The sequence below is a fragment of the Pseudomonas sp. GW821-FHT09C09 genome (assembly GCF_059418105.1).
On the sequence record NZ_JBWKPF010000003.1, the window covers coordinates 580043 to 595864 of the forward strand.

Sequence of the window (15822 nt, forward strand, 5' to 3'; positions counted from 1 at the left end):
CTTGAGATTACGACGAGAAACGCCAAAGAGCCAGAAACTGGCTGCAGAAGCTCTGTTTCGGGCCTTAAAAGCAAAAGATCGCAGTTGCGACAACCCACCAGGAGCTGTCGAAACTTGCGATCTTCTGTTGTTGCATGAAGCGTTCAGCTTGAAGCGTACAGCGGTCTCAGCGTGGCAACTTCAGGTTGTTCCAGATCGCCAGGCTCGGTTCGGCCTGGTTCATGGAATAGAAGTGCAGGCCAGGCGCGCCGCCTTGCAGCAGGCGTTCGCACATTTCGCTGACGACTTGTTCGCCGAAGCGCTGAATGCTCTGGCTGTCATCGCCGTAGGCTTCCAGTTGCTTGCGGATCCAGCGCGGGATTTCCGCACCGCAGGCATCGGAGAAGCGCGCGAGTTTGCTGTAGTTGGTGATCGGCATGATCCCCGGAACCACCGGAATGTCCACGCCCAGCGCCTGCAAACGATCGACGAAGTAGAAGTAGCTGTCGGCGTTGAAGAAGTACTGGGTGATCGCGCTGTCGGCGCCGGCACGGGCCTTGCGCACGAAGTTGGCGAGATCGTCTTCGTAGTTGCGCGCTTGCGGATGCATCTCCGGGTAGGCGGCGACTTCGATGTGGAAATGATTGCCGGTTTCTTCACGAATGAATTCAACCAGCTCATTGGCGTGACGCAGCTCGCCGCTGGTCATGCCCATGCCGGACGGCAGGTCACCGCGCAGAGCGACGATGCGCTTGATGCCGGCAGCCTTGTACTCGTTCAGCAGGCCGCGCAGGTCGTCCTTGCTGTCGCCGACGCACGACAGGTGCGGTGCGGCGGGGACTTTGACTTCGCTTTCCAGCTGCAACACGGTGTTCAGCGTGCGGTCACGGGTCGAGCCGCCCGCGCCGTAGGTGCAGGAAAAGAAGTCAGGGTTATAGGTGGCCAGCTGACGGGCAGTGGCGAGCAGTTTTTCATGCCCGGCATCGGTCTTGGTCGGGAAGAACTCGAAGCTGTAGCGACGGTCTTGGGACATCGGGGGACCTCCAGTCACGAGCGGCAAGCTACAAGCTTCGAGAGAAGCGGAGGTGCGCTGATCTCTCGTGCGTGAAACCTGCTGCCTGAAACTGTTTTGAAATAGGGGCAGAGCTCTCAAGCTTCGTACGGCAAGTTCGGCTTTTGACCTTGCTTGCCGCTTGAAGCTTGAAGCTCGCAGCTGCTCTTAGTAGCGGTAAGCGTGCGGCTTGAACGGGCCTTCGACGGTCACGCCGATGTAGTCAGCCTGTTGCTTGGTCAGTTGAGTGACCACGCCGCCGAAGCCGCGAACCATTTCCAGGGCCACTTCTTCGTCGAGTTTCTTCGGCAGTACTTCAACGGTCAGGCGCTCGGCTTTCTGGGCTGGCGACAGGTCGGCGTACTTCTGGCCGAACAGGAAGATCTGGGCCAGAACCTGGTTGGCGAACGAACCATCCATGATACGGCTCGGGTGACCAGTGGCGTTGCCCAGGTTCACCAGACGGCCTTCGGCCAGCAGGATCAGGTAGTCGTCGTTCTGAGCGTCGAAAGCGCCCGGGCCGGTACGGTGGATCTTGTGTACCTGTGGCTTCACTTCTTCCCATGCCCAGTTCTTGCGCATGAAAGCGGTGTCGATTTCGTTGTCGAAGTGACCGATGTTGCAGACAACGGCGCGCTTCTTCAGGGCTTTGAGCATATTTGCGTCGCAAACGTTGACGTTACCGGTGGTGGTCACGATCAGGTCGATCTTGCCCAGCAGCGCTTTGTCGATGCTTGCTTCGGTGCCGTCGTTGATACCGTCGATGAACGGCGAAACCAGTTCGAAACCGTCCATGCAGGCTTGCATGGCGCAGATCGGGTCGACTTCGGACACTTTAACGATCATGCCTTCCTGACGCAGGGACTGGGCCGAGCCCTTGCCCACGTCACCGTAGCCGATGACCAGCGCTTGCTTGCCGGACAGCAGGTGGTCGGTGCCGCGCTTGATGGCGTCGTTCAGGCTGTGACGGCAGCCGTACTTGTTGTCGTTCTTGGACTTGGTCACCGAGTCGTTGACGTTGATGGCCGGGATGCGCAGTTCGCCCTTGGCCAGCATGTCCAGCAGACGGTGTACGCCGGTGGTGGTTTCTTCGGTCACGCCGTGAACGCGGTCCAGAACCTGTGGGTACTTGTCGTGCAGCAGCTGGGTCAGGTCGCCGCCGTCGTCGAGGATCATGTTGGCGTCCCATGGCTGGCCATCTTTCAGGATGGTCTGCTCCAGGCACCACTCGTACTCTTCTTCGGTTTCACCTTTCCAGGCGAAAACCGGGATGCCGGCAGCGGCGATGGAAGCGGCGGCCTGATCCTGAGTCGAGAAGATGTTGCAGGACGACCAGCGAACTTCGGCACCCAGGGCAACCAGGGTTTCGATCAGCACGGCGGTCTGAATGGTCATGTGGATGCAGCCGAGGATTTTCGCGCCTTTCAGCGGCTGCTCGGAAGCGTACTTGCGACGCAGACCCATCAGAGCCGGCATTTCCGACTCGGCGATGATGGTTTCGCGACGGCCCCAGGCAGCCAGGGACATGTCGGCAACTTTGTAATCGTTAAAATCTGCAGGCGTGATAACAGCGCTCATGAGAGCCTCCATTCGTAATGTATGCGAATGGGCGCCGTTGTGCGTTTAGTGTCCGGCCTGAGCCAGTCAACGCCCCATCCGAGCCTGACAGGTTGAACCTGCTGCAGCGCCCCTCGGACAGGTGGCGGGAAAACGGTATCAAGCGAACGTTACCGTTTTGAAACGGGGGCGATTATAGCCGTCTAGACTGATCTTCCAAAGGGTTTCTGTCGGCCAGATGAAGATCATTAATAGCGACCATAGTAGAAGCCTCATGGAGCATGACCGCTCAGTCTGCCAAGATGGCCCCATCATTCGGCAAGACGCTCAGGAGTGAAGATGAATTTCCACACCCGCAAGTGGGTAAAACCCGAAGACCTCAACCCCAACGGCACCCTGTTCGGCGGCAGCCTGCTGCGCTGGATCGACGAAGAGGCGGCGATCTACGCCATCGTTCAACTGGGCAACCAGCGCGTGGTGACCAAGTATATTTCCGAGATCAACTTCGTCAGCGCCTCGCGCCAGGGCGACATCATCGAACTGGGCATCACCGCCACCGAGTTCGGCCGCACCTCGATCACCCTGACCTGCGAAGTGCGCAACAAGATCACCCGCAAGAGCATCCTGACCGTCGAGAAGATGGTTTTTGTGAACCTCGGCGAAGACGGCCTGCCGGCGCCGCACGGGCGGACCGAGATCAAGTACGTCAAAGACCAGTTCAAGGATGAAACACCCGTTACCGAGTAATCGGCGCGTCCCGTAGAACGGAAGCCGAATGGCGCGTGTCGTAGCTTTATGACCCCGCCACCGGTTTCCCGCCATGACCACGCCAACAGACGGCAAGACCCCCGACCTCTCGGCCAAGGAACAGCACGAAGTCGAGAAAAACCAGCCGCCCCGGGCGGCGGTCCTGCATGAAATCATCCGTACACAGGGCGACCAGGAACTGGAGCGCAGCATTGCCGCGCTGTGGTGGTCGGCGCTGGCGGCGGGGCTGACCATGGGCCTGTCGCTGATGGGCATGGGCCTGCTCAATTCCCGGTTGCCCGAGGGTGACGAATTCAAGGTGATCGCGAGCTTCGGTTACTGCGCAGGCTTTCTGGCGGTGATCCTCGCCCGCCAGCAACTGTTCACCGAAAACACCCTGACCGCTGTTCTGCCGGTCATGACCAAACCGACGCTCGGCAATTTCGGCCGCTTGATCCGACTCTGGACGGTGGTGCTGTTCGGCAACCTGTGCGGGACGATTCTGGTGGCCTACGTGATGCTCGAACTGCCGATCTTCGACAGCAAGACCGACGCCGCCTTTCTTGAGATTGGTCGCAAGGTCATGGAAAACCATGCGAGCCAGATGTTCGCCAAGGGCATCGTTTCCGGCTGGATGATCGCCACCATGGTCTGGATGATCCCGTCCATGGAGAGCGCGAAGATGTGGATCATCATCCTCATCACCTACCTCATGGCGCTGGGCGACTTTACGCACATCGTGGTGGGTTCGGCGGAGGTGTCGTATCTGGTGTTTGCCGGCGAGTTGCCGTGGAGTGATTTCTGGGCGGTGTTTGCCGGGCCGACCCTGGCGGGGAATATCATCGGCGGCAGTTTCATCTTTGCCCTGATCAGCCATGCGCAGATCCGCAGCGAAAGCGGCAAGCCGAAGGAGTCTGCGGATCAAGCGGAAAAGCCCGACCCGCAGCGGATCAGGAAATGATCAGTGGTGCGCAGGCTCGGCAGTGGTTGCCGGTTCATCGCGGGTGGCGTGCTTGACCAGTTTGCCAATGGTCAGACCCTGCAACAGGATCGACGACAGCACCACGATGTAGGTGATGCTCAGCAGCAGATCGCGCTCCGGGCCCAGCGGCAGGGCCAAAGCCAAGGCCACCGAAACCCCGCCGCGCAAACCGCCCCAGGTCAGGATCCGAATGGTGCCGCGCGGCACCGTGCGCCAGCGCCGCAACAGAACGATGGCCGGTGCCACGGTGAGCAGGCGCGACAACAGAATCGCCAGCGCCAGCAGACTTGCCGCCGCCACGTGCAGCCAGTTGAACGGCAGCAGCAACAGCTCCATGCCGATCAGCGCGAACAGCAGGGCGTTGAGCATGTCGTCGAGCAACTCCCAGAAACCGTCCAGGTATTTGCGCGTCATGTCGTTCATCGCCAGGTTGCGCCCCAGGTTACCGATGATCAGACCGGCAACCACCATCGCAATCGGCGCCGAGACGTGCAGCTCGGTGGCCATCGCCGAGCCGCCGATCACCAGCGCCAGGGTCAGCATGACTTCGATCTGGTGCTGCTCGATGCTCTTGATCATCAGGTACACCAGATAACCGATCAGCCCGCCGAACAGCACGCCGCCGATGGCTTCATGGGCAAACAGCATGGCGGTGGCGCCGATGGTCGGGGTTTCACCCAGTTGCGCGATGCCCAGCAACACGGTGAACACCACCACGGCAGTGCCGTCGTTGAACAGCGATTCGCCGACGATGGTGGTCTTCAACGGCTTCGAGGCGTTGGCCGTTCGCAACACGCCGAGTACCGCGATCGGGTCGGTCGGGGAGATCAGTGCGCCGAACAACAGGCAGTAGAGGAAGCTCACGTGCCAGCCGAACAAGGCGAAGATGTAGTAGGCGAGGCTGCCGATCACGGCGGTGGCGATCAGTACGCCGAAGGTCGCCAGCAGGCCGATGGGCCAGCGATAGCTGCGCAGGTCGTTCAGGTTGACGTGCAAGGCGCCGGCGAACAGCAGGAACGACAGCATCCAGTTCATCAGCAGATCACCGAAGTCGATCTGGCCGATCAGTTGCAGCACGCGCTCTTCGAGGCCGGGATAACCCAGCAGGCTCAAGCCTTGCAGCAACAGGGAAAACATCAGTGCGGTAACCATCACGCCGATGGTCGGCGGCAAACCGATGAAGCGGAAATTCACGAAAGTGAGGAGGGTGGTGAGGCAGATGAAAGCGGCGACAAGTTCAAGCATCCGGGGTCCTTTGGATGGGGGGTGAAAAGACAGCGCGCCTGTTCATGGGCACAAGGGTTGGATGGGTAGACACCGGGTGGGGGCACAATTGTGTGTCCCGGACAGGATTTTTTTTGGCATTTGTCTGTGCGCAACCGGGTGTGGCGAGGTCGCTTGACGTATAAACAGCGCCTGACACATCGCGAATCAAAGACCTGATCAAATGGCTCGGGTTCAAAAACAAGAATGAAGGAGTGACACGTGCTGGCGACAGCTCTGGTGTTGGTGGCGGCGCTGTTGCACGCCGCGTGGAATACCCTGATCAAATTCAGCGCCGAGCGGTTGCTGGTGGTGGCCTGCATGGACACCGTGGCGCTGTTGTTCGTCGCGCTGGCGTTTCCTTTCATCAGCCTGCCGCCGCAGGAAATCTGGCCGTGGATTCTGGCGTCGGCGGCGTTCGAGCTGCTTTATCGCTACCTGTTGATCCAGGCCTATCGGGTCGGCGACCTAGGGCTGGTCTATCCGCTGATGCGCGGGCTGTCGCCATTGGTGGTGCTGGCGCTGACCCTGATCTTCGCCGGCGAAGTGCTGACCAACCAGCAGATCTTCGGAATCATGCTGATCCCGCTGGGCATGGCCTGCCTGCTCTGGCAGGGCGGCGGCGGGAAACACCTGCCGTGGTCGATGCTGCCGGTGGTGGCGCTGATCGGCTTGTGCATCGGCTGCTACACCTACATCGATGGTCAGGCCTTGCGGCGCTGGTCGCATCCGCTGGATTACCTGGTCTGGGTCACGTTGCTCAGCGCCTGGCCGTTCCCGATGCTGGCGTGGGTCGCCAAACGGCCGGCGTTCCTGCAGTTCTGGCGCGAACAATGGAAGCTGGGACTGGCGGTCGGGTTCTGCGTGTTGTTCAGCTACGCTCTGGTGCTGTGGGCGATGCAACTGGGGTCGATTGCCGAAGCAGCGGCGTTGCGCGAGATCAGCGTGATTCTGGTGGTGCTGTTCGGCATGCGTTACCTGAAAGAACCTTTCGGCCGGCCACGGCTCTTAGCCTGTGGGCTGGTGCTGATCGGCATGCTGGTGATGAAGTTCTGACCCGCCAACTCTAAAAACTGAAAAAGGACGGCGTTATGACGGTGGCTCTGTGGTGCGTTTTCATTGCGATCTTTCTGCCCTATGTGTGCACGGGCGTGGCCAAGGCTGTCGGTGGTTACCGGCTCAGTGACAATCACGATCCCCGGGATTTTCTCGAAAGCCTGAACGGTGTGGCGCGACGGGCCCATGCGGCGCAACTGAACAGTTTTGAAGTGACGCCGGCCTTTGCGGCGGCGGTGATCGTTGCGCACCTGGTGGGCACGGCGCAGTTGGTGACGGTGAATGTGCTGGCAGTGCTGTTCATCACCAGTCGCCTGCTGTACATCATTTGCTATCTGGCGGACTGGGCGATTCTGCGGTCGCTGGTGTGGTTTGTCGGGATGGGGCTGATTGCCAGTTTCTTCTTCGTTTCGGTCTGATTATTGAGTGCTGCCACTGGCCTCATCGCGAGCAGGCTCGCTCCCACACTTGAGTGCATTTCCCTGTGGGAGCGAGCCTGCTCGCGATGGCGGTCCGACCGCCGAAGTCGTGGTCAGGGTTTATCTTCAACCTGCGGCACTTGTGGCAATGCCGCTCCTTTTGGCCAGAGCATCCAGATCTGCCCTTGCTGCTTCATGTCACCGGCCAGTTGCCCGGCAGCATCACCAGTGCCCCAGAACAGATCCGCGCGAACCTCGCCGGCAATTGCGCCGCCGGTGTCCTGCGCAGCCACCGGGCGTACCAGCGCCGTGCCGTCAGGGCGGGTGGTCGACAGCCACAACAGGCTGCCCAACGGAATCACCTTGCGATCCACCGCCGCGCTGTAACCGGCGGTCAGCGGCACATTCAACGAGCCGCGCGGGCCTTCGTTGCTGTCCGGGTTGCGGGTGAAGAACACATAACTCGGGTTGCTGCCCAGCAATTCCGGAATGCGCGACGGATTGGCCTTGGCCCAGTTGCTGATGGCGCCCATGGTCACGTCTTCTTTCTTCAGCTCACCCTGTTCCACCAGCCAGCGGCCGATCGGCCGATACGGGTGACCGTTCTGGTCGGCATAGGCGATGCGCAGTTGTCGGCCGTCATCGGTCTGAATCCGCCCCGAACCCTGGATCTGCAGAAATTGCAGGTTCATCGGATCGGTCAGCCACGCCACCACGGGTGCCTTGACGCCTTTGCTCTCGATGGTCGAGGCGTCGTCGTAAGGCTTGAGCACGCGTCCTTCGAGGCGCCCGCGCAGGCGCTTGCCTTTCAGCTCCGGGTAAATGCTGTCCAGCGAGACGATGATCATGTCTTCGGGCACGCCATACACCGGCACATTGGCGGCCGCGGTTTGCGTCAGGCTGCCGGGGTAGACCGGTTCGTAGTAGCCGGTGATCAGACCGTTGGGGTTGTCATTTTCGGCGCGCAGGCCGAACACATCGAGGTTTTGCTTGAGGAACGTGCGGATATCGCCAGCGCTTTGCGGCACATTGGCCGCCGCCGCGCAGGTGGCGCCCCAGACCGGGTCAGCCTTGAGCCGGGTGCAGGCACTGCGCCACGAACCAAAACCGGCCACCAGATCGTTGTCGGAAACCGCAGGCAGGGCTTCCCAGGTGGCGCTGGAGTAAGTGGCCAGTGCGTGGGTTTTCGGCTTGGCACTGTCGCCCCCGGTGCAGCCGGCGAGGATCGCCAGCAGCGGCAGGGTTGCGATGAGCGGGTGACGCCAGGCCTTGAAACGGCTGTTCATGGAGAATTTCCTGTGTCGGTTGCAAGCGTGCTCCATGCGCGCCAGCAACCCATATTATTAATAGGGCTATTGGTGTTTGGCGGTGACGCGAGGATACTGGCCGCCGAATTCCGTGACCTGAAGCCACCATGACTCTTAAAAGACTTTCTGTTGTATTGCTGGCCTGTCTGACCTTGTCCGCCTGCGGCGGTGTCGACCCGAATTCCCCGCTGGGTCAGCGCAAGGCGATCTTCAAGCAGATGCTCAAGACCGGCGAAGACCTGGGCGGCATGCTGCGCGGGCGCATCCCCTTCGACGGGCCGAAATTCACGGAAGGCGCGGTCAAGCTCGATGCGCTGTCCCATGAACCGTGGCAGCATTTCCCGTCGGTGCGCGAAGAGGATCACACCAGCGCCAAGGACGATGTCTGGCAGCGGCAGGCACGATTCCAGGAAATGGCCCGCACCCTTGAGGCGGCCACCGGTGAACTGGTGATCGCCAGCAAGGTTCAGCCGTACAAGGCCAGTAACCTGGGGCCGGCGGTGCAGAAGGTCGAAGATGCCTGCAGTGCCTGTCATAAAGAGTTTCGGGATCATTGATCCTGAGGTGCGGTGACGGAGAGGACTCTTTCACCGCACATTGCCTGGCGGATTACTTGTCCAGTTCGTCCAGCGCGTCCTGCAATTCCTTGCGCGACTCGGCGAGTTTGTTTTTGCGCTTGTCGATCTTCTCCGGGTCGCCTTTCTTCATGGCCTTGTCGAGATCGGCCTGACGCTTGCTCACTTCGTGCTTGGCGTCGAGCACCTTGTTTTCACGTTCCTTTTTCAGGCCAGCGTCGGTGCAGTGTTCGGTGACTTCGCGCAGGGCGGTTTCGAGGCCAGCCTGCTGGTCGGCGTTGCCGCGGGATTTGGCCTGTTCGATCTGATTGATGATGCCTTGCTTCTTGGCGGCGCAACCGGTGAGGCCCGGGGCGTCTTCGCCAGCCATCGCGGGTGCGGCCATTACGGCGCAAAGAGTCAGCATGGCGAGCGGTGCGAGAAATTTCATAAAAGCTCCATGTGCAAAGGCAATCGGGTCGGGAAAGCACTGCGCTGTTGGAGCGCTTCGGCGACCGTTGGGTTCCCGGCTTGCCGGGATGCATGTTCAGAAACCGTCGATTCCGGCGGCGCGTAAGGTTTCACTCAGGGCCAGCACCTGCGGGTCGCGGAAAAAAGCGCTCAATTGCGCCGCGCGACCGGGGCCGATTCCGGGTTCTGCCTGCCATTGTTCGGTATTTCGTTGTGCCAGCGCTTGCCATGAATCAGCCAAAGCAGCCTGACCGGTCGGCGGCAGCCCCAGGGCCTTGAGCCACTGGGTGAACGGCCGCTGGCGAGCGCTGTGAAAACTGTGGAGCAGGCGGGCGCTGCTGCGCTCGCCGAGGCCGGCAATCTTAGCAAGCTCTGGCTCGTCGAGGGCCAACCAATCCAGCAGGTTGTTCAGGCGGCCTGTATCCAGAAGTTTCTCCCACGTGCCGCGACCGACATGGGGCAGTGCCAGCCCTTGCTTGCCGCCAAGCCAGGTCATACGCGCGAGGAACTGACTCTCGCACCCGGGCGTCGGTTGCCAGCAGCTTAGCGGGTGAAAGTCGCTGGCGAGTGGAGCATTCAATTCGACGCGCTCCGTGCTGCGCATTACGACGCTGTCGAGTCGCGGAATCGTCAGTCCGGCCAGGCTGATCGCCACTTGATCGCCGGGACGAATGTCCAGTTCCTGCCAGCGTTTGAGCGAGCTGACGCTGACCCGTCTGATCTGGCGGTCGTCGAGCATGACCGGCGCCAATTCCAGCACGGGAGTGATGCGCCCGGTTCGGCCGACCTTGAAATCGATCTTGCGCACATCGGCCAGTGCCTGGGCGAACGGGTATTTCCAGGCCACGGCCCAGAAAGGCGAGCGCGCCTGCCAGCGTTCGGCAGCAGGACGCTGGCTCTGGCGCAGGACGATACCGTCACTGGCGAAGGGCAGTGGCGAGCGATACCAGTGATCGCGCCACTGTTGCGCATCGGCAAGATCACCAATAGGTTGGCTGTAAGGTTCTGTCGTCGCGAAACCCAGTGTCACCAGCCCCGTGATTCGCTTTTTCAGGCTGCTCGGTCCCAGCGGCCAGTCCCAGACAAACAGCCCGATACCCGCTGCCTGTTCGGCACTGAGATCCTTGCGTCCCATCAGGCCGGCGACGGTTGCGCGGGCGTTGGCGCTGCCGGCGCGGGCCTGGATATGGTCGTTCAGTCGCCAATAGAGTTCGCCCTGCACCGACAGATCCAGCGGTTGGGTCAGTTGTCGGGGAATGGCGTTGATCTTTTGTGCCGAGGCAGTCCAGTCCTGCCCGCGAACGCCGTCGCCGCGACTGATCGCCTGCTGCAAACGCCCGGCGCGATAGATCAGCGTGACGGCCACGCCATCGACCTTGGGTTGTACCCAGACGTCCTTGCGGTCGCGCAGCCAGGCTTCGATGTCGGATGCGTCGTGAAGTTTGTCGAGGCCGGTATGGGCGATCGGATGTGCGACCGGGCCAGCCGCAGTCCGTAACGGCTTGGACGCTGATGGAAGCTTGAAGCACTGGCGCCATATGCCGAGCCGGGTGCGGGACTGATCGTAGAGTTCATCGGCGATCAGTGACCGGCCTTCGCGGTGATAGGCGTCGTCCCATCGATCGATCTGCTGTTGCAGGGCAGTGATTTCGCTTCGGGCCCTGTCGGCGGTCCAGTCCGGACAATCGCCAGCGAAGGCGCTGAGGTGGGCGGAGAACAGCAGGAAAATGCAAAACAGGCGCAGTGTGGCAAGCATCGTGAGCGTCCTTGCTCAGGGAGATACTTGAAGGCTAGCCGGGATTTTCCGGCGGGCCGGCCGGCTGTTTTGCCGGGTGTTTCGCGGCCATGAAAAAGCCCCGCACGGCGAACCGTGCGGGGCTTTTTGTACCGCCAGGAAAATTACAGGCCGGCAGCAGAACGCAGAGCGTCGGCGCGGTCGGTTTTTTCCCAGGTGAAGGTGGAGAAGGTGTCTTCGCCAACAGTCTTGGTCTGCGGAGCACGGCCGAAGTGACCGTAGGCTGCGGTTTCCTGGTACATCGGGTGCAGCAGGTCGAGCATGGTGGTGATTGCGTATGGACGCAGGTCGAACACTTCGCGGACCAGTTTGATGATCTTGTCATCGCTGATCTTGCCGGTGCCGAAGGTGTTCAGCGAGATCGAAGTAGGCTGGGCCACACCGATCGCGTAGGAAACCTGGATCTCGCAACGCTCGGCCAGGCCGGCAGCCACGATGTTCTTGGCAACGTAACGGCCAGCGTAGGCAGCCGAACGGTCAACCTTCGATGGATCCTTGCCGGAGAACGCGCCGCCGCCGTGACGGGCCATGCCGCCGTAGCTGTCGACGATGATCTTGCGACCGGTCAGACCGCAGTCACCTACCGGGCCGCCAATGATGAACTGGCCGGTCGGGTTGATGTGGAACTGGGTGTCCTTGCTCAGCAGTTCGGCAGGCAGCACGTGCTTGACGATCAGCTCCATCACGCCTTCGCGCAGGTCTTTGTACGACACTTCAGGGTTGTGCTGGGTCGACAGAACAACAGCGTCGATACCCACAACCTTGCCGCCTTCGTAACGGCAGGTCACTTGCGACTTGGCGTCAGGGCGCAGCCAAGGCAGCAGACCCGATTTACGGGCTTCGGCCTGGCGCTGAACCAGCTGGTGGGAGAAGGTGATCGGTGCCGGCATCAGCACGTCGGTTTCGTTGCTGGCGTAGCCGAACATCAGGCCCTGGTCGCCGGCGCCCTGATCTTCAGGCTTGGCACGGTCAACGCCTTGGTTGATGTCAGGGGACTGCTTGCCGATGATGTTCATCACACCGCAGGTGGCGCCGTCGAAGCCGACTTCGGAGCTGGTGTAGCCGATGTCGCAGATCACGTCACGAACGATCTGCTCCAGGTCGACCCAGGCGCTGGTGGTCACTTCACCGGCAACGATGGCCACGCCAGTCTTGACCAGGGTTTCCACGGCAACGCGTGCGTGCTTGTCCTGGGCGATGATGGCGTCCAGCACTGCATCGGAAATCTGGTCGGCGATTTTGTCCGGATGTCCTTCAGACACGGACTCGGAGGTGAAGAGGGAGTATTCGCTCATCTCGATGTTTTCCTGAATTTACCGATGGTGAGTGTCGCCAGCCGGTCGCTGAAAATGGCGAACCTGGATCTGGAAACCATTACGTAAGCCTACATAGAGGCTTTCCCCGGGAACGAGTCCCGCAGCGGTGGCCCAACGGGCCAGATCGTCCTGTTCAAACCCCAACCACAGATCACCGCAGGCCTCCCTGGCCCAACTCTGGTTGTGGCTACATAACTCTGTCACGAGCAGGCTACCGCCCGGTTGCAGCAGGCTGGCCATGTGCTTGAGCGCTTCGGCCGGCGCGGCGAAATGGTGCAACACCATGTTCAACACCACGCAATCGGCCTGAAGGCTCACGCCATTCAATGCATCGGCCAATTGCAGGCTGACGTTAGTCAGCTTTTCACGTTCACATACCTGACGGGCCAGTTCGAGCATCGCCGCGCTGTTGTCCAGTGCGGTTACGGTGCCGAAGCGACGCGCCAGTTCCGGCAGGAATGCACCATCGCCGGGGCCGACTTCAATGGCCGTGGCAGCGCCATTGAAATTCAGTTTGTCGAGCAGGGCCAGCACGCTTTCACGGTACTGCGGCAGTCCGGCAATCAAATCCTGCTGGGCGCGGAATTTCTCCGCGACCCGTGCGAAAAAGTCCTGGCTGTTGGCAGCACGCTGCCCATGGACCTGTGCGATTCGTGTTTCCACGTCGGCCGGCAGCGCCAGATTGTCGACTTCTTCTAACAATGCCGCGTGCAATTTGCCGCCCAGCAACTCGGTGTGGGGCAGGGCGCGGCGGTAGAAAACCGCGTTGCCTTCACGGCGAGTCGCCACCAGATCGGCTTGTGCCAACACCTTGAGGTGATGGCTCATGCCGGACTGGCCGATATCGAAAATCTGCGCCAGTTCCAGTACGCCGAACGAATCGTTGGCCAGGGCGCGCAATACATTCAGCCGCAGCGGATCACCGCCGGCCTTGCACAGGGCCGCCAGCTCGTCGCAATCGTCATGGCGAATGGAAGGCACGCGTAAGTTCATAGGGCCAGCAGTCTAGAGACGGCCGGAAAACACCGCAAGGCCAATATCAAAAAGTTTTGATATTGCTCGATGGGTGGCACTTTTTATTGCACTTCTCACTGACCGGTTAACTCTACAGACGAACAGCGGAAAGGTTTCACCAGCCGAAACCGATGTTATCCATTGGAAAAACGCCTTCGGATGACTATCTGTCATTGCCCCGAGGCGCTCGGGTGAGGGAAAATGCCCTCCTTTTTTCCGTTTCAATCTATTCACACCCAGGAGATCAGCGATGCCTAGCCGTCGTGAGCGTGCCAACGCCATTCGTGCCCTCAGCATGGATGCCGTGCAAAAAGCCAACAGCGGCCATCCCGGTGCCCCTATGGGTATGGCAGATATTGCCGAAGTGCTTTGGCGCGACTACCTCAAGCACAACCCGAGCAATCCATCCTTCGCCGACCGTGACCGCTTTGTGCTGTCCAACGGCCACGGCTCGATGTTGATCTACTCGCTGCTGCACCTGACCGGTTACGACCTGTCGATCGACGACCTGAAACAGTTCCGTCAACTGCACAGCCGCACCCCGGGCCACCCGGAATTCGGTTACACCCCGGGCGTCGAGACCACCACCGGCCCGCTGGGTCAGGGTCTGGCCAACGCCGTGGGCTTCGCCCTGGCAGAAAAGGTACTGGGCGCGCAGTTCAACCGTCCTGGCCACAACATCGTCGACCACCACACCTACGTGTTCCTGGGTGATGGCTGCATGATGGAAGGCATTTCCCACGAAGTCGCTTCCCTGGCCGGTACCCTGGGCCTGGGCAAGCTGATCGCCTTCTACGATGACAACGGCATCTCCATCGACGGCGAAGTCGAAGGCTGGTTCACCGATGACACGCCGAAGCGTTTCGAAGCCTACAACTGGCAGGTGATCCGCAACGTCGACGGTCACGACCCGGAAGAGATCAAGACCGCCATCGAGACCGCTCGCAAGAGCCCGCTGCCGACCCTGATCTGCTGCAAGACCACCATCGGTTTCGGTTCGCCGAACAAGCAGGGCAAGGAAGATTGCCACGGCGCCCCGCTGGGTGACGCGGAAATCGCCCTGACCCGTCAGGCGCTGAACTGGAACCACGGTCCGTTCGAAATCCCGGCCGACATCTATGCCGAGTGGGATGCCAAGGAAAAGGGCCGCGCCGTCGAGTCCGAGTGGGACCAGCGTTTCGCTGCCTACTCCGCCGCGTTCCCGACCGAAGCCAACGAACTGATCCGTCGCCTGAGCGGCGAACTGCCAGCTGACTTCTCCGAGAAGGCCGATGCCTACATCGCTGAAGTCGCGGCCAAGGGCGAAACCATCGCCAGCCGTAAAGCCAGCCAGAACGCCCTGAACGCGTTCGGCCCGCTGCTGCCGGAAGTGCTGGGCGGTTCGGCTGACCTGGCCGGTTCCAACCTGACCCTGTGGAAAGGCTGCAAAGGCGTCAGCGCCGAAGACGCCAGCGGCAACTACATGTACTACGGCGTGCGCGAATTCGGCATGACCGCGATCATGAACGGCGTTGCCCTGCACGGCGGTCTGGTGCCTTACGGCGCGACCTTCCTGATGTTCATGGAATACGCCCGCAACGCGGTGCGCATGTCCGCTCTGATGAAGCAGCGTGTGATCCATGTCTACACCCACGACTCCATCGGTCTGGGCGAAGACGGCCCGACTCACCAGCCGATCGAGCAACTGACCAGCCTGCGCAGCACGCCGAACCTCGACACCTGGCGTCCAGCCGATGCCGTTGAATCGGCAGTGGCCTGGAAAAACGCTCTGGAGCGCAAGGACGGTCCGTCCGCTCTGATCTTCTCCCGTCAGAACCTGCAGCACCAAACCCGTGATGCCGGCCAGATCGCCGACATCAGCCGTGGTGGCTACGTGCTGAAGGACTGCGCAGGCGAGCCAGAGCTGATCCTGATCGCTACCGGTTCGGAAGTCGGCCTGGCCGTTCAGGCCTACGACAAACTGACCGAGCAGGGCCGCAAGGTACGTGTGGTTTCCATGCCATGCACCAGCGCGTTCGACGCTCAGGACGCCAGCTACAAGCAATCGGTCCTGCCTTTGCAGGTCGGCGCGCGTATCGCGATCGAAGCGGCCCACGCCGACTTCTGGTTCAAGTATGTAGGTCTGGAAGGTCGTGTGATCGGCATGACCACCTACGGCGAATCGGCTCCGGCTTCGGCACTGTTCGAAGAGTTCGGCTTCACCCTGGAAAACATCCTGGGTCAGGCTGAAGAGCTGCTGGAAGACTGAGACTGATCCAGAAAGGATGTCGTCTGAACTGACGTCTTCGTGGGCAAGCCCGCTCCCACATTG

At 60.9% G+C, this 15822-nt stretch carries 14 protein-coding genes and 1 riboswitch; of the genes, 6 read left to right on the forward strand and 8 right to left on the reverse strand.

What is annotated here, in order from left to right; genetic code table 11:
• Positions 1-166: 166 nt before the first annotated feature.
• Positions 167-1012, reverse strand: a complete 846-nt coding sequence (metF, locus tag AC07NR_RS12435; RefSeq protein WP_114886047.1) for a methylenetetrahydrofolate reductase [NAD(P)H] — start codon at positions 1010-1012, stop codon at positions 167-169.
• A gap of 186 nt (positions 1013-1198) precedes the next feature.
• A complete protein-coding gene (gene ahcY, locus AC07NR_RS12440) occupies positions 1199-2608 on the reverse strand; it encodes an adenosylhomocysteinase (protein WP_127800358.1) in 1410 nt (469 codons plus the stop codon).
• Between the two features lie 22 nt (positions 2609-2630).
• Positions 2631-2729: riboswitch (S-adenosyl-L-homocysteine riboswitch) on the reverse strand.
• 197 nt (positions 2730-2926) lie between these two features.
• On the opposite strand from ahcY, the gene AC07NR_RS12445 reads away from it, so the two are divergent.
• Entirely contained in the window at positions 2927-3334 is a 408-nt protein-coding gene (locus AC07NR_RS12445; protein WP_007959686.1) for an acyl-CoA thioesterase, read from the forward strand.
• 73 nt (positions 3335-3407) lie between these two features.
• On the forward strand, positions 3408-4295 hold the full coding sequence (locus AC07NR_RS12450; protein ID WP_495078655.1) for a formate/nitrite transporter family protein: 888 nt from the start codon (positions 3408-3410) through the stop codon (positions 4293-4295).
• Here AC07NR_RS12450 and AC07NR_RS12455 read toward each other — a convergent pair whose 3' ends face one another.
• Positions 4296-5561 carry a cation:proton antiporter gene (locus AC07NR_RS12455; RefSeq protein ID WP_495078656.1) on the reverse strand — a complete coding sequence of 422 codons (1266 nt, stop codon included), beginning with the start codon at positions 5559-5561 and terminating at the stop codon, positions 4296-4298.
• A gap of 240 nt (positions 5562-5801) precedes the next feature.
• On the opposite strand from AC07NR_RS12455, the gene AC07NR_RS12460 reads away from it, so the two are divergent.
• Positions 5802-6635 (forward strand): EamA family transporter, encoded by an 834-nt coding sequence (locus AC07NR_RS12460; protein WP_423204469.1) that lies wholly within the window; start codon positions 5802-5804, stop codon positions 6633-6635.
• A 35-nt stretch (positions 6636-6670) separates the two neighbouring features.
• A complete protein-coding gene (locus AC07NR_RS12465; RefSeq protein WP_085709110.1) occupies positions 6671-7054 on the forward strand; it encodes an MAPEG family protein in 384 nt (127 codons plus the stop codon).
• Positions 7055-7167: 113 nt separating this feature from the next.
• Here the strand turns inward: AC07NR_RS12465 and mltA are convergent, their stop codons facing one another.
• The gene (mltA, locus tag AC07NR_RS12470) at positions 7168-8340 is read right to left on the reverse strand and encodes a murein transglycosylase A (RefSeq protein WP_495078657.1); all 1173 of its coding nucleotides are present in this window, start codon (positions 8338-8340) and stop codon (positions 7168-7170) included.
• Between the two features lie 128 nt (positions 8341-8468).
• On the opposite strand from mltA, the gene AC07NR_RS12475 reads away from it, so the two are divergent.
• On the forward strand, positions 8469-8918 hold the full coding sequence (locus AC07NR_RS12475) for a c-type cytochrome (protein WP_495078658.1): 450 nt from the start codon (positions 8469-8471) through the stop codon (positions 8916-8918).
• 52 nt (positions 8919-8970) lie between these two features.
• On the opposite strand, the gene AC07NR_RS12480 is transcribed toward AC07NR_RS12475, so the two are convergent.
• The 4 genes from AC07NR_RS12480 to AC07NR_RS12495 form a co-directional block, all read right to left on the reverse strand.
• Positions 8971-9366, reverse strand: a complete 396-nt coding sequence (locus AC07NR_RS12480; protein ID WP_085709113.1) for a DUF1090 domain-containing protein — start codon at positions 9364-9366, stop codon at positions 8971-8973.
• A gap of 96 nt (positions 9367-9462) precedes the next feature.
• Positions 9463-11142: an NAD-dependent DNA ligase LigB gene (ligB, locus tag AC07NR_RS12485; protein ID WP_495078659.1), complete on the reverse strand. Its 1680-nt coding sequence runs from the start codon at positions 11140-11142 to the stop codon at positions 9463-9465.
• Positions 11143-11285: 143 nt separating this feature from the next.
• Complete coding sequence (gene metK, locus AC07NR_RS12490; protein WP_027610621.1) at positions 11286-12476, reverse strand: methionine adenosyltransferase; 1191 nt, start codon at positions 12474-12476, stop codon at positions 11286-11288.
• Between the two features lie 18 nt (positions 12477-12494).
• The gene (locus AC07NR_RS12495) at positions 12495-13490 is read right to left on the reverse strand and encodes an ArsR/SmtB family transcription factor (RefSeq protein WP_085709116.1); all 996 of its coding nucleotides are present in this window, start codon (positions 13488-13490) and stop codon (positions 12495-12497) included.
• Positions 13491-13761: 271 nt separating this feature from the next.
• Between AC07NR_RS12495 and tkt the strand changes: the two genes are divergently transcribed.
• Entirely contained in the window at positions 13762-15759 is a 1998-nt protein-coding gene (gene tkt / locus AC07NR_RS12500; RefSeq protein WP_119427571.1) for a transketolase, read from the forward strand.
• Positions 15760-15822: the final 63 nt, after the last annotated feature.

Excerpts from the sequence above, each read along its gene's own strand:
- metF (WP_114886047.1), bottom strand. The coding sequence starts at position 1,012 with ATGTCCCAAGACCGTCGCTACAGCTTCGAGTTCTTCCCGACCAAGACC.
- ahcY (WP_127800358.1), bottom strand. The coding sequence starts at position 2,608 with ATGAGCGCTGTTATCACGCCTGCAGATTTTAACGATTACAAAGTTGCC.
- AC07NR_RS12445 (WP_007959686.1), top strand. The coding sequence starts at position 2,927 with ATGAATTTCCACACCCGCAAGTGGGTAAAACCCGAAGACCTCAACCCC.
- AC07NR_RS12450 (WP_495078655.1), top strand. The coding sequence starts at position 3,408 with ATGACCACGCCAACAGACGGCAAGACCCCCGACCTCTCGGCCAAGGAA.
- AC07NR_RS12455 (WP_495078656.1), bottom strand. The coding sequence starts at position 5,561 with ATGCTTGAACTTGTCGCCGCTTTCATCTGCCTCACCACCCTCCTCACT.
- AC07NR_RS12465 (WP_085709110.1), top strand. The coding sequence starts at position 6,671 with ATGACGGTGGCTCTGTGGTGCGTTTTCATTGCGATCTTTCTGCCCTAT.
- mltA (WP_495078657.1), bottom strand. The coding sequence starts at position 8,340 with ATGAACAGCCGTTTCAAGGCCTGGCGTCACCCGCTCATCGCAACCCTG.
- AC07NR_RS12475 (WP_495078658.1), top strand. The coding sequence starts at position 8,469 with ATGACTCTTAAAAGACTTTCTGTTGTATTGCTGGCCTGTCTGACCTTG.
- AC07NR_RS12480 (WP_085709113.1), bottom strand. The coding sequence starts at position 9,366 with ATGAAATTTCTCGCACCGCTCGCCATGCTGACTCTTTGCGCCGTAATG.
- ligB (WP_495078659.1), bottom strand. The coding sequence starts at position 11,142 with ATGCTTGCCACACTGCGCCTGTTTTGCATTTTCCTGCTGTTCTCCGCC.
- metK (WP_027610621.1), bottom strand. The coding sequence starts at position 12,476 with ATGAGCGAATACTCCCTCTTCACCTCCGAGTCCGTGTCTGAAGGACAT.
- AC07NR_RS12495 (WP_085709116.1), bottom strand. The coding sequence starts at position 13,490 with ATGAACTTACGCGTGCCTTCCATTCGCCATGACGATTGCGACGAGCTG.
- tkt (WP_119427571.1), top strand. The coding sequence starts at position 13,762 with ATGCCTAGCCGTCGTGAGCGTGCCAACGCCATTCGTGCCCTCAGCATG.